We start from the raw sequence: 12,893 nt of genomic DNA on the forward strand, positions 1-12,893 counted from the left end.
CCGATGACGATCACGATCCGCCTGCTTGACGCCGCCGACGCGGCGCAGTTCCAGACCGTCCGCCTGCGTGCGGTCGACACCGCGCCCACGTCCTTCCTGCCGACGCTCGACGAAGAATCGCAGGTGCCGGTCGACGAATTCGCAAAGCGCCTCACGCCGACGCAGGTTCAGGCCGTGTTCGGCGCGTTCGACGGCGACACGCTCGTCGGCATCACCGGCGTACGCCGCGACGCGCGCACGAAGATCGCGCACAAGGCGACGATCTGGGGCGTGTACGTCGACGCCGCGTATCGCGGGCAACGCATCGCGCACGCGCTGCTCGACAGCGCGACCGCGCATGCGGCTCAGGCGTGGGGATGCAGCCAGTTGATGCTGTGCGTGAACGAGGTCAACCGTACCGCGGAGCGACTGTATGCGTCGCAGGGGTTCGTACGGTTCGGCACGGAGCCGCGCTCGATGTTCGTCGATGGACGCTTCTACGACGAGCACTACATGATCAAGACGCTGGCGTAACCTGATGGCGTTCGCGTGCGGGCACCGGCCGGTTGCACGCGAACGCCGCGGCGTGTTGCCTTTCTCACCGCTTGTCGGTGATCGTCGTGTCGACGACTTGCCCGGCGATCGTCACGTTCGTCAGCGCCATGGCGCTCACGTTGAACGCGTAGATCGGCCCCGGCGACGTGACCGTCGGCGTGCCTGACGCCACCGGCGTGCCGAAGTCGCAGTTGCTGATCGTCACGCCGGAAATCGGCTGCACGGCCGGCGCCGGCGGCGTACCGTTGTAGTCGAACGCGACTGGCCCCTGCGCGACGATCGCCTGGAAGCACGATGCGGTCACGCCGTTCAGCGTCACGTTGCTCGCCCTCACGTCGGCGATCGTCACGTTCTGTACGACCGGCGGCCGCGTGCGCACCGCGTCGTTCGCCGGCTGGTAGTCGCAGTCGAACGTGACGATGCCGCCCTGCGCGGCCGACGGGTTGCCGGCCGACGGCGTGACCACGCCGAGCGGCACGCTCGCGTTGATCGGACTGCCGGCGAGTAGCGCACTGCCGTAGCCGCCGCCCTTCAGCGTCACGCCGTTCGGCAGCGCGACGCCCTTCACGTGGAAATCCTTCACGTAGCCGCCGCGGTTCATGTTGGTCTTCACGCGAATCGCGATGTTCAGCGGATTGGTCTGCCAGTTTGCGTTCAGCATTGACAGGTTGGTCGCATAGATCTGCTCGACGCCGCCGCCCATCTCGCTGCCGAGCGTGATCCCGCCGTGCCCGCTGTTCATCGTGCAGTTGCGGATCAGGTGCCGCTTCGCGGGCCCGTATTCGGTGTCGCGGTCCTTGCCCGACTTGATCGCGATGCAGTCGTCGCCGGTGTTGAACGTGCAGTCCTCGCAGAGCACGTCGGTGCATGCATCCGGATCGAAGCCGTCGTTGTTCGGGCCGATGCTGTTGGTCGTCACGCCGCGGATCACGACGTTGCGGCTCGCGGTCGGATGATGCTGCCAGAACGGCGTGTTCTGCGTCTGGTAGTTCGCCATCAGCACGTTCGTGCAGCCGATGAATTCGACCATGCACGGCCGCAGGTAGTGGCCCAGTCCGAAAATCCGCTTCTCCACCGGCACGCCGGCCTCGGACAGCGCGGGCAGGTAGTTCTGGTCCTGCTGCCACGGCGTGACGGGCGACGTCAGCATCGCATAGAGCGCGTCGGGAATCGCGGGCGCGACGATCCGCAGGTCGACGTTGTTCGGGTTCGCGCCGTTCTGGGCCGGCACCGCCGCGCTCGCGCCGTATGCGCCGGACGTACCCTTGTAGGTCCACCAGCAGACGCTGTTCGCGCCGCTGCCGGAGAACGGCGTCATTGCCTGCCCGTTGAGCACCGACGTCGGACCTTCGCCGGTCAGCGCGATGTTCGTCGCGTTGCGTGCGTAGACGGGCGCGCCGTAGTTCAGGCAATCGTTCGCCTGCCAGCGGCTGTAATACAGCCGGCCGTTCGCGCCGCAATCGACAAGGCCGTCCTTCGCGTAGTCGGCCGGGTTCGGGCTGAAATAGATCGTGCAATTCGCGCTCAGGTGGAACGTGACGTTGCTCTGCAGCACGATCGGCCCCGCGCAATACCAGGTGCCCGCCGGCACGACGACCCGGCCGCCGCCTTCGCGCCGGCACGCGTCGATCGCCGCGAGAAACGCCGGGCGCGAATCGAATGCGCCGGGCGCGGTCGTCAGTTCGGAACCGGGGCTGACGGGCGATTTCGCGACCGGCCACGGCGACGTCTGCGCGACCGTCGCGCACGGGCGCGCGCCGTAGTGCGTCACGTCGAAGTCGCGACCGTGCCGCGCGAGCCGCGACACGTGCGCGAGCGACGCGGCGATGCGCGCCGCCGCGCCGTGCTCGCCCCATACGAGATCGACCGCCGACGCATGGGGCGTCGTGCCCGCCGCCAGCGCCCGGGTGGCCGTCAACGGCCCACCGAACATCGCGCCGCTGGCGAGTGCGCCGGTCCAGCCGATGAAGGCGCGGCGCGATACCCGTTTCGGGGCGGATGATCGGACGGGCGAAGACGAACGGCGGCGAGGGGCGGCCATGGGCACTCCTTCAGGGTAAGGGTATCGATGCGCCGGGCGGCGGATCATGATTTATACGTCGTCGTACTACATTGCGCAGTCTAGACGCGATCGATGGAAGACACGTATTTGTCGTTTACCCTGTTTTCTCTGACATTGTGTGCAGTATGTGTGCGCACACTCACCTCGCCTAACCAGCCTTTAGAGATATGTTGTCGTATGTTTATGCGCAACAACTTCAAATGGATCGCGCGGCCGACGATGTGCTCCGAGGCGATTTTCCTACTCGCCAGCTACCGCAGTCGGCGCCGTCGCCGGCTCGCGTCCCGCCGACGCAGCCGGCTCGAACACCAGCATCAGATCGCCGCGATAACTTCCGCGGGCCGGCGGCGCCACGCTCGCGGCCGGCGCTTGCGCGCTGACCTTCAGCATGCGGGTTTCGTCATAGCCGTCAAAGCCGTCGCGCCCCCGCGTCGTCGCCACGAGCGCGTGGGCGGCACCGGGCGCGATTTCCGCGCTGCTCGCCTTGCCCGTCAGCACGACCTTCGCATGGGCCATGTCGTCGCGACCGTTCGAGAACCGCAGCGGCTGCAACAACGTGACGTTGATATCGGGATTCGTCGTGCGTACGCGGATCGGCAGCGCCGCGGCGAACGTCTGCTGCTTGCCGTCCGTGTCGTTCAATTCGACCAGGCCGTATGCGGCATCGTCCGGCTGCGAAACGAACAGGATGTCGCCGATGTGCGCGGTCAGGCGGATTGTCTTGACGACCGCTTGCGGCGACGTCTGGCCCGCATGGGCGACCTCGATCAATGCAATGCTCACGGCGAGTGCGACGAGATGTCTGGAGGTCTTCATGGTGTGGTTTCGCATCCTGATGGTTAAAATCCGATCGTCGAAAAACGGCTCACTTCACGCACCCAACTCCCACCATTACGGAAAAAATCCGGAATTCCTTTATCTCGAAATTAGCCGGCAAGATTGTCGCGGAATTCAATGCACCACCCGTCCGTGCAATCGAACGGGCCGGCCGGTGCCGATCCCGACCGCGCCGAGGCCGCGTCGCCGGGCCCCACGCCTGAATGGCGTCGATGCCGCACTCGGCCTGCAACAACGATAGGTCGGGCGCAGGCGGATAAAAATCCATGCAAACCTTCACAACCCGTATCCGTTTCCGTTCACCAGCGCCATCTCAAAATCAAATGGAAATTGCCCGAAAATCGCGCTGCCGCGCGGGCCGCGTCGCGCCCGTCGCCCACCCGCCTCGGTAATTCCGCCTCTGTTCAGCCCCCCACCGCCCGCGCTATCGTTTCCCATCCCCACAGCCCAGGAGCTGCCTTTGCCTACCCGCCACGGAGTCGACCTCATCCGCGCCCGCGCGCTGTTCGATCGCGAGCGCCGCGCGTTCATCGAAGCCATGCCGGTTTCCCGCGCGCTGTCCGCGGAAGCGTCCGAGCATCTGCTGTTCGGCGTGCCGTTGCACTGGATGCAGGACTGGTCGACCCCGTTCTCGCTATACGTGAAGGAAGCGCGCGGCGCGACGTTCACCGACGTCGACGGCCATCGCTACGTCGATTTCTGCCTCGGCGATACGGGCGCGATGTTCGGCCATGCGCCCGAACCCGTCGCCCGCGCGCTCGTCGAGCAGGCCACGCGCGGCTACACGACGATGCTGCCGAGCGAGGACGCCGCGTGGGTGTCGCGCGAACTCGCGCGCCGCTTCAAGCTGCCGGTGTGGCAATTCGCGTTGAGCGCGAGCGACGCGAACCGCTTCGTGCTGCGCTGGGCGCGCGCGGCGACCGGCCGAAACACGATCGTCGTGTTCAACGGCTGCTATCACGGCACGGTCGACGACGTGTTCGTCGATCTCGTCGACGGCCGCCCGGTGCAGCGCGACAGCCTGCTCGGACAGTCGTACGATCTGCTCGCGAACACGCGCGTCGTCGAATTCAACGATCTGGCCGCGCTCGAAGCGGCGCTGAAGGACGGCGACGTCGCATGCGTGCTCGCCGAGCCCGCGATGACGAACATCGGCATGGTGCTGCCCGACGCGGGCTTCTGGGAGGCCGCGCGCGAACTGACGCGCCGCCACGGCACGCTGCTCGTGATCGACGAGACGCACACGATCAGCAGCGGCCCCGGCGGCTACGCGGTCGCGCACGGTCTCGAACCCGACATGCTGGTGGTCGGCAAGCCGATCGCGGGCGGCGTGCCGTGCGCGGTGTACGGGTTCAGCGCCGAATTCGCGGAGCGCGCGAAAGCGGCGAAGCTGAACGCGCCGCCCGGCCATTCGGGCATCGGCACGACGCTCACCGCGAACATGCTCGCGATGCACGCGATGCGCGCGACGCTCGCCGAAGTGGCGACCGACGCCGCGTATGCGCACATGTTCGCACTCGCCGCGCGGCTCGCGACGGGCCTCGAACAGGCGATCGCGAAACACGGGCTGCCGTGGTGCGTGACGCGCATCGGCGCGCGCACCGAGTTTCAGTTCGCGCCCGTGCCGCCGCGCAACGGCACGCTGGCCGGCGCGCAGCTCGACAGCGAACTCGAGCACATCGTGCACCTGTACCTGCTCAATCGCGGCGTGCTGATCACGCCGTTCCACAACATGATGCTCGTGTGCCCGCAAACGACGGCGGACGATGTCGACCGGCTCGTCGCGCAATTCGATGCGTGCCTGGGCGAACTGGCCGGTTGATCGAATACGACGACGGAGGATTCTCGGCGCGCCGGCAAGCCGGTGCGCTCGAGCATCGAGGTGTCGTCGATGACGAAGGGGTGCCGCACGCAGCGAACCGAATACGCAGCGACCCGCACCCGCCCCGCTACGCGGCCCGCAACGCGCGCCGCGCCACTTCCGCGAAATACCGCGCACCGATCGGCAAAATCTCGTCGTTGAAATCGTACGCCGCGTTGTGCAGCGGCACGCCGCCCTGCCCGGCCGCCTCGCCGTTGCCGATGAACACGAAGTTGCCCGGCACCGCCTGCAGGAACGCGCCGAAATCCTCCGAGATCATCATCGGCTGCACGTTGGCGTTCACCGCGTCGGCGCCCGCGACGTGCGCGGCGGCCCGCACGGCCGTGTCGACCCATTCCGGCGAGTTCACCGTCGGCGCGAACTCGTGCGTGTACTCGAACGTGCAGGCCGCGCCGTGCGTGCGGCAGATCCCTTCGGCGATCTCGGCCATCCGCGTCTCCAGCAGCGCCTGCACGTCGCGCGAATAGCTGCGCGTGTCGCCCTTGATCGTCACGGTCGACGGCAGCACGTTGCGCAGCCCGTCGGTGATGAATTCCGTGCACGACACCACCGCCTGCTGGCCCGGGTCGAGATTGCGCGACACGATCGTCTGCAGCGCGAGCACGATCTGCGCGCCGATCACGATCGGATCGATGCCCATGTGCGGCCGCGCCGCATGCGTGCCGCGCCCGTCGATCCGGATCACGAAATTGTCTTCGCTCGCCATGATGCCGCCCGCACGTGTCGAGAACGTGCCCGCGCGCATGCCCGGCATATTGTGTGCGCCGAAGATCGCGTCGACCGGAAAGCGTTCGAACAGCCCGTCGGCCATCATCGCCTTCGCGCCGCGGCCATGCTCTTCCGCCGGCTGGAAAATGAAGCGCACCGTGCCGTCGAAATCCTTGCGCTCGGCCAGCAGCCGCGCGGCGCCGAGCACCATCGACATGTGGCCGTCGTGACCGCACGCATGCATCTTGCCCGGCGTGCGCGATACGTGTTCGCGGCCCGGCGCGTGCTCGGCGATGTTCAGTGCGTCCATGTCCGCGCGGATGCCGATCGCGCGCCGGCCCGTGCCGGCCGTCAGGTTCGCGACGAGCCCCGTGCCGCCGATTCCGCGATGCACGGCGAGCCCGAGCGTCGTCAGGATCCGCGCGACGTAGTCCGACGTGTTCACTTCCTCGAATCCCGTCTCGGGATACTGGTGCAGATGGCGGCGCCACGTCTTCAATTGGCCCTGCAGCGTGCTTTCGTCGATTGTGTCGATCGTGTCCATTGCGTTCGCCTCGTCGGTCGTCATGTCGTTCAGGCCGCCACCGCCGCGCGGCTCAGCCAGTCGCGCTGGCGCGCGAGCACCGCGTCGGCCGTCTCGCCGACGCAATGCCGGTACACGGACGGCGCGGTCGCCCCTTCCGTGTTGATCGCCAGCACGCGCGCGCTCGCATCAAGCCCGACCTGCCGCGCGCGCGCCGGGTCGCGCATCAGCACGGCCAGCCCCGCGACGCCGGCCGCGCCCGACTCGCCGGCGACGAGCGGCACGTCGCGTTCGCTGCCGGCCGCGAGGGCGCGCATTGCCTGCACCGCGTCTTCGTCGTCGATCAGCATGAAGTGGTCGATGCACATCTCGAGGAAATCCCACGCGAGCGGCGATGCCTCGCCGCACGCGAGCCCCGCCATCACCGAATCGACGCTGCCGGTCGCCTTCGTCGCGCGCCCGGCCAGCGCGCTCTGGTACAGGCAATCGGCCTGGCGCGGCTCGACGACGACGAAGCGCGGCCGCTGCACGCCGTCGCGCTCCCACAGGTAGCTCGCGACGCCCGCGGCGAGGCCGCCCACGCCGCCCTGCAGGAACACGTGCGTGAACGGCCGCCCGTCGTCCTCCGCCGCCTGCGCGGCGGCTTCGGCGGCGATCACGCCGTAGCCCTGCATCACGTCGCGCGGAATCGCTTCGTAGCCGTCGTATGACGTATCCGACACGACGTACCAGCCGTTCGCCTGCGCGAGCTGCGCCGCGCAGACGACCGATTCGTCGTAGTTCCCGGCGATGCGCACGATCCGCGCGCCGTAGGCCGAGATCGCGCGTTCGCGCTCGGCGTCGACGTTCGCGTGCAACACGATCACGCAGCCGCAGCCGATCGCGCGCGCGGCGGCGGCCAGCGCGCGGCCGTGATTGCCGTCGGTCGCGCTGATCACCGTCAGGTCGGCCAGCTCGGACGCGTAGCGGCCCGTGACAAGCCCCTGCGGATCGAGCGCCTGCGTGCGCCGCAGCCGCTTCACGAGCCGCACCAGCGCGATCGGCGCACCGAGCGCCTTGAAGCTGCCGAGCGGCGAACGGCACGACTCGTCCTTCACGCTGACGCTCGCGACGCCGAGCCGCGCGGCGAGATCGGGCAGCGCACGCAACGGCGTGCGCGCATTGCCGACGAGCGGCCAGTGCGCGAGCCACGCACCGCTTTCGTCGGCCGACGCGATGTTCATCACGCGGCGCAGCGCGTTCGGGTAGGCGGTGCGCGACGCGCGCGGGTTGGCGATGAGCATGACGGAAGGCTCCGGATCGGGACCGCGCGGGCGGCGGTCGGGTGGGTCGGATCGGGCAGGCGCGAGTTGCGCTTGCGGTCGGTTGGGAAAATAATATTGCGCACGCCGGTCAACAAAATCGCCAAATCGACGGCGTCGACGCAAAAATTTCTCATTCTTTCGAGGCTTCACGCGCCATCATGACGACCCCTCTCGATGCGTTCGATCGCAAGCTGCTGATGGAAGTCCAGCGCGACGCGCAGACGCCGCAGGCCGAGCTCGGCGCGCGCGTCAACCTGTCGACCGCCGCCGTGAACCGGCGGCTGCGGCGCCTCGCGGAAGCCGGCGTGATCGAGCGCTATACGGCCGTCGTCGCGCCGGACAAGGTCGATCATCCGCTGACGATCGTCGTGAACGTGGAGGTCGAAAGCGAGCAGATCGACCAGCTCGACGCGATGAAGCGCGCGTTCGAGCGTTGCCCGCAGATCCAGCAGTGCTACTACGTGACGGGGGAATGGGATTTCGTGCTGATCCTCGCGGTGCGCAACATGGATCAGTACAACGCGCTCACGCGCGAGCTGTTCTTCGCGAACAACAACGTGAAGCGGTTCAAGACGCTCGTGAGCATGAGCCGCGTGAAGGTCGGGCTCGACGTGCCGGTCGATGCCGGCGAGTGAACGCAACGATGAAGCGGCCGGCGCGCGACTGCATGCACCGGCCGCTTCCCGTCGACGGCTACGTCAACGACAACTGAAGCTCGCCGCCGAATTCACGTCGCCCGCGCCGTTGTAGCGCGCGACCTGCGGATACGGACACAGCGGCCGCGTGCGCCCCGCGCCCCACGATGCGGGCACTTCCGCGTTCGGCACCGCGTTCGTCGCGTCGCGCGCGGTCGCCACGATCGCCGCCGGCGCCTGCCCTTGCTCGACCCATGCGACGAGCGGGGTCAGCATGTCGAACTGGTCGGCCGCCGGCCCGCCCGAGCAGTGGTTCATCCCCGGCACCGGATAGAAGCGTGCAAAGCTCGATGCGTCACCGCCGTTCGCCTGCGCGACCTGCGTGTACCAGTCGCGCGTGTCGTTGAACGAGAACACCGGGTCGCCCGTGCCGTGATAGACGAGCAACTTCGCGCCGCGCGCCTTCAGCGCGGCGAGGTTCGTCTCGTCGGGCGGCGTCATGAACGACCATGACGATTGCGTGTACGTGCCGTTCGTCGCGAAGATCGCCGGCGCGTCGTTGTCCATGTCGAAACCGAGCGCGAAGCCGGCGAGGTTCGCGAGCGTCGCGGCGGTTTTCGGCGGCGTCATGAACGTGAACGCCATCGCGGCCGGATCGAGCGCGATCGAATTCGACTGCTTCCACGCGGCCCAGCCGCTGCCGGCCACGCCCGGATCGTACGGAAAGCTCGCGTACAGCGCCGTGCCCGCGCTGTTGCGCGCGCCGGCGAACACGTTCGCCAGCGCGGTTTTCTGCGCGGGCGTCAGGCAGGCGCCCGTGCGCGTGCCGTTCGCGCAGGTCGGGATATCGGCGTCGATGCTGAAGTGCGCCTGGCACGCGGCGACGTCCTGCACCATCCCGTCGGCCGCGCCGTCGAGCGCGTCGCATTTGTCGAGGATCTTCGCGCCGACGAACTGGCGCTCCGCATCGTTGAAACCGCTGCGGATATCCGGCAACCCGTTCGAGCCCGTCGCCGACGCGATCTTCGCGAACTGCTGCGCGCCGTACATCTCGCCGATCGCCGCCTTCGGCAGATGGAAGCCCGGGTCGCCCGCGATGATGCCGTCGTAGTCGGCCGGGTTGCGCACCGCCGTGACCATCGCGTGGCGGCCGCCGTTCGAGCAGCCACCGAAATAGCTGCGATCGGGCGCCTTGCCGTACGCGAGCCGGATCACCTGCTTCGCCATCGGCGTGAGCGCATCGACGGCGCCGTAGCCGTAGTCGATCCGCGCCTGCGGATCGAGGCCGAACAGCGGATTCTGCGCGGCGCTGTGCCCGGAATCCGAGCTGATCACCGCGAAGCCCTGGTTCAGCGCATTGGTCAGCGGCCCGCCGCCGCCGATCTCGCCGGTCGCGGTCACGACGTTGCCGTCGAGCCCGCCGTTCGCCTGGTAGAAGAAGCGGCCGTTCCATGCTTTCGGCAGACGCATCTCGAAGCCGATCGCATAGGTGTTGCCGTCCACCGCGCTCACGCGCTGATTCATCTTGCCGGCGATCACGCAGTGCTCGGCGACCGGCTTGCCGGCCACCGTCAGCGCGCCGGCCGCCGCGGTCGTCACCGACGTGAACGACGTGTTCGCATACGCGAGCTTCGCGACGAGCGCGTCGCACGTTTGCGTCATCGCGGCCGGCGTCGCGGCGCTCAGGTGCGTGGGCGCGGCGCCGATCGAATCGTCGCCGCCGCACCCGGCGAGCATCGCGGCGGCGGACAGCGGCGCAATACAGAGGAATGCAGATTTCGTGTTCAAGATAACTCCCGTTCGGTTCGTCACGCCGGTGAATCAGAACATGTGCCGCACGCCGACCATCGCGCCGAGCTGCCCCATCCCCGCGCCGGGCGTCGTGCCGGGCCCGCCGCCGCTGACCGAGTAGCGCGCATGCGCGCTGTTCCACAGATACGACGACTGCGCGTAGACGGCCGTGCGCTTGGTGAACAGATAGGTCGCGCGCAGCGTGGCCATCGTCGCGCGCGTGTCGTGCGCGGTGTTGACGATCCGGTAGCCTTCGCCGTCGACGATGAAATCGGGCTTCACCGCATACGACGCGCCGACGAAGAACAGGTCCGAATGCGCACCGGGCGCGGCCGGCGAACCGGTCGACACGCGCCGCCCGATCCAGCCCGCGCCGATCTTCGCGCCGGCCGCTTGCGCATACGCGCTCACGTGCGTGCGCGCATCCTTGCCGCCGCTGCTCGTGAACGGGACGGGCGCCACGCCGTCGAAGAAGTTGGCGGCCGCGCCGGTGCCGCCGCGCTGTTCCTCGTACGATGCCGCCGCGCCGAAATACGCGCTGTCGTACTTGAGCATCACCGACCAGTTGCGACACTGCACCGCGTCGCCGGGCACCTGCCCCGCGCACGTGCCCTGCCCCGGCGAATTGCCGGTGCCCGCGCCGTCGCGGCCGAACGAATACGCGGCGCCGAGCGTCACGCCGCGATACGTGCCGACGTAGGTCACCGCGTTGTCGGCGCGGCCGTTCGGCACGTATGCGTCGAACGAGCCGAGCCCGTAGATGTCGGGGCCGATGATGTCCGCACCCTGCAGCGCGAGATAGGTCATCGTGTACTGGCGGCCGAACGCGAGCGTGCCGAAGCCGCTCTTCAGCCCGACGAACGCCTGCCGCCCGAACAGCCGGCCGCCCTGCCCGAGATCGCCGCCGCGCACGTTGAAGCCGCTTTCGAGCGTGAACACCGCCTGGTAGCCGCCGCCGAGATCCTCGGTGCCGCGCAGCCCCCAGCGCGACGGCAGTTCGCCCGTCACGCCCGGCATCCGCACCACGTGATCGCCGGCCGCATTCGCGTGCGACACGAACTCGACGCCCGTGTCGATGATCCCGTACAGCGTCACGCTCGACTGGGCGTGCGCGCCGGTCGCGGCCAGCGCGCATGCGCCGGCTGCCAGCAAGGCTTTGGTGTGCTTCATGATGAATGTCTCCAGACCTGTGTCGATATCGCGCTCTGTCGGCGCTGGTGGGTTGAAAGCAACGGAACTCAGTCGTGCGCCTGCGGCCGCCGGATCAGCACCAGCGCGGCGACGGCGGCGACCAGCGTGACGGGGATGCTCGCGCCGATCACGACGGGCGCGCTGCGGCCCGCGGCCAGCAGCGTCGCGGCCGCGAGCGGCCCGACGACGGAGCCGAGCCGGCCGACGGCGACCGCGGAGCCGACGCCGGTGCCGCGCATCGCGGTCGGGTAGTACATCGCCGCAAGCGCGTACAGCACCGACTGCCCGCCGACGACGAACATCCCGGCGGCGAACGCGGCCGCCGCGAGCGACGCGAAGCCGGGCGCGGCCGCGAGCGCGGCGAGCGACAGCACGATCCCGACGTACATGCCGCCGACCACGCGCGACGCGCGCATCCGGTCGAGCGCCGCGCCGATGCCGAGCGCGCCGAGCCCCGCGCCGACGTTGAACGCGATCTGCACGAGGCCGACGTGCGCGCGATCGAGCCCGCGCGCGGCCATCAGCGACGGCAGCCAGTTCAGCAGGAAGTACAGGACGATCAGCGTGCAGAAGTAGCTGACCCACAGCGCGACCGTCGACGTCGTGCGGCCGTCGCCGAACAGCGTGCGTGCGACGCTGATGCGCGCGGCCTGCGTGCCGGCGACGTCGAGATACGCGCGCGATTCCGGCAGGCACCACACGAGCAGCGGCACGAGCAGCAGCGGCCCCGCCCCGCCGACGTAGAAGATGTGCCGCCATTCGGTGTCGCCGGCGAGCAGCACGCCGATCAGCGATGCGATCACGCCGCCGAACGGAATCCCGCAGTACATCGTCGCGACCGCGCTGCTGCGCGAGCGCGGCTCGACCGCTTCGGACGACAGCGCGATCAGGTTCGGCATCGCGCCGCCGAGGCCGATGCCGGTCAGCACGCGCACGACGACGAGCATCGCGAACGTCGAGACCTGCGCGGTCGCGATCGACAGCAGCCCGAACAGCACGACCGATGCGATCAGCACGCGCTTGCGGCCGATCCGGTCGGCGAGCCGCCCGCCGAGCATCGCGCCCGGCAGCAGCCCGAAGGTGCCCGCGCTGAACGCGATACCCATCTGCGACACGCTCAATCCGAATTCGCGCGCCATCCGCGGCGCGGCGACGCCGACCGACTGCAGGTCGAGCCCTTCGAGAAGGGCGATCGCGAAACACAGCGCGAGCGTGGTCGCGACCGTGGATTTTTCGGCAACGTAAGTGTTCATGTCTCCATTCCCATGTCTTTGTGGTCGGTCGGCCCGGCAACGGCCGCCGCGCGCCGCCGCCGGCCAGTGGCGGTTCGGCGCGCGAGGTGTCGTATGAACGGCCGCCTTTATCAGGCAGCCTGATTCACTGGCCGCGAAAGTGCCTGCCGGTGTCGTGGCCGGCCGGTCGTTGT

General features: G+C 68.7%; 10 protein-coding genes. 3 read left to right on the plus strand and 7 right to left on the minus strand.

Features of this window, described 5'->3' with window-relative positions; all coding sequences use genetic code 11:
• The first annotated feature begins 3 nt into the window (after positions 1 to 3).
• The gene (locus KPB06_RS01235) at positions 4 to 513 is read left to right on the plus strand and encodes a GNAT family N-acetyltransferase (RefSeq protein ID WP_059582180.1); all 510 of its coding nucleotides are present in this window, start codon (positions 4 to 6) and stop codon (positions 511 to 513) included.
• A 64-nt stretch (positions 514 to 577) separates the two neighbouring features.
• On the opposite strand, the gene KPB06_RS01240 is transcribed toward KPB06_RS01235, so the two are convergent.
• Positions 578 to 2,575 (minus strand): glycoside hydrolase family 28 protein, encoded by a 1,998-nt coding sequence (locus KPB06_RS01240; RefSeq protein ID WP_059581617.1) that lies wholly within the window; start codon positions 2,573 to 2,575, stop codon positions 578 to 580.
• 261 nt (positions 2,576 to 2,836) lie between these two features.
• On the minus strand, positions 2,837 to 3,412 hold the full coding sequence (locus KPB06_RS01245; protein ID WP_059581614.1) for a CS1 type fimbrial major subunit: 576 nt from the start codon (positions 3,410 to 3,412) through the stop codon (positions 2,837 to 2,839).
• A gap of 481 nt (positions 3,413 to 3,893) precedes the next feature.
• Between KPB06_RS01245 and KPB06_RS01250 the strand changes: the two genes are divergently transcribed.
• Positions 3,894 to 5,255, plus strand: coding sequence for an aspartate aminotransferase family protein (locus KPB06_RS01250; RefSeq protein ID WP_059581612.1), 1,362 nt, complete (start codon positions 3,894 to 3,896; stop codon positions 5,253 to 5,255).
• 127 nt (positions 5,256 to 5,382) lie between these two features.
• Here the strand turns inward: KPB06_RS01250 and KPB06_RS01255 are convergent, their stop codons facing one another.
• Positions 5,383 to 6,567, minus strand: coding sequence for a M20 aminoacylase family protein (locus tag KPB06_RS01255; RefSeq protein WP_275905271.1), 1,185 nt, complete (start codon positions 6,565 to 6,567; stop codon positions 5,383 to 5,385).
• A 29-nt stretch (positions 6,568 to 6,596) separates the two neighbouring features.
• Entirely contained in the window at positions 6,597 to 7,829 is a 1,233-nt protein-coding gene (locus KPB06_RS01260; RefSeq protein ID WP_099318077.1) for a diaminopropionate ammonia-lyase, read from the minus strand.
• A 179-nt stretch (positions 7,830 to 8,008) separates the two neighbouring features.
• Here KPB06_RS01260 and KPB06_RS01265 point away from each other — a divergent pair, with 179 nt between their 5' ends.
• The gene (locus KPB06_RS01265; RefSeq protein ID WP_059581607.1) at positions 8,009 to 8,485 is read left to right on the plus strand and encodes an Lrp/AsnC family transcriptional regulator; all 477 of its coding nucleotides are present in this window, start codon (positions 8,009 to 8,011) and stop codon (positions 8,483 to 8,485) included.
• 63 nt (positions 8,486 to 8,548) lie between these two features.
• Here KPB06_RS01265 and KPB06_RS01270 read toward each other — a convergent pair whose 3' ends face one another.
• The 3 genes from KPB06_RS01270 to mhpT form a co-directional block, all read right to left on the minus strand.
• The gene (locus KPB06_RS01270) at positions 8,549 to 10,273 is read right to left on the minus strand and encodes a tannase/feruloyl esterase family alpha/beta hydrolase (RefSeq protein ID WP_124658171.1); all 1,725 of its coding nucleotides are present in this window, start codon (positions 10,271 to 10,273) and stop codon (positions 8,549 to 8,551) included.
• A gap of 33 nt (positions 10,274 to 10,306) precedes the next feature.
• Positions 10,307 to 11,446, minus strand: a complete 1,140-nt coding sequence (locus KPB06_RS01275; protein ID WP_060968189.1) for a porin — start codon at positions 11,444 to 11,446, stop codon at positions 10,307 to 10,309.
• 68 nt (positions 11,447 to 11,514) lie between these two features.
• Positions 11,515 to 12,720: a 3-(3-hydroxy-phenyl)propionate transporter MhpT gene (mhpT, locus tag KPB06_RS01280; RefSeq protein WP_275905272.1), complete on the minus strand. Its 1,206-nt coding sequence runs from the start codon at positions 12,718 to 12,720 to the stop codon at positions 11,515 to 11,517.
• Positions 12,721 to 12,893: the final 173 nt, after the last annotated feature.

It is taken from the genome of Burkholderia semiarida (genome assembly GCF_029268935.1).
In the GTDB taxonomy this organism is placed as follows: Bacteria; Pseudomonadota; Gammaproteobacteria; order Burkholderiales; family Burkholderiaceae; genus Burkholderia; species Burkholderia semiarida.

Excerpts from the sequence above, each read along its gene's own strand:
- KPB06_RS01235 (WP_059582180.1), top strand. The coding sequence starts at position 4 with ATGACGATCACGATCCGCCTGCTTGACGCCGCCGACGCGGCGCAGTTC.
- KPB06_RS01240 (WP_059581617.1), bottom strand. The coding sequence starts at position 2,575 with ATGGCCGCCCCTCGCCGCCGTTCGTCTTCGCCCGTCCGATCATCCGCC.
- KPB06_RS01245 (WP_059581614.1), bottom strand. The coding sequence starts at position 3,412 with ATGAAGACCTCCAGACATCTCGTCGCACTCGCCGTGAGCATTGCATTG.
- KPB06_RS01255 (WP_275905271.1), bottom strand. The coding sequence starts at position 6,567 with ATGGACACGATCGACACAATCGACGAAAGCACGCTGCAGGGCCAATTG.
- KPB06_RS01260 (WP_099318077.1), bottom strand. The coding sequence starts at position 7,829 with ATGCTCATCGCCAACCCGCGCGCGTCGCGCACCGCCTACCCGAACGCG.
- KPB06_RS01265 (WP_059581607.1), top strand. The coding sequence starts at position 8,009 with ATGACGACCCCTCTCGATGCGTTCGATCGCAAGCTGCTGATGGAAGTC.
- KPB06_RS01275 (WP_060968189.1), bottom strand. The coding sequence starts at position 11,446 with ATGAAGCACACCAAAGCCTTGCTGGCAGCCGGCGCATGCGCGCTGGCC.
- mhpT (WP_275905272.1), bottom strand. The coding sequence starts at position 12,720 with ATGAACACTTACGTTGCCGAAAAATCCACGGTCGCGACCACGCTCGCG.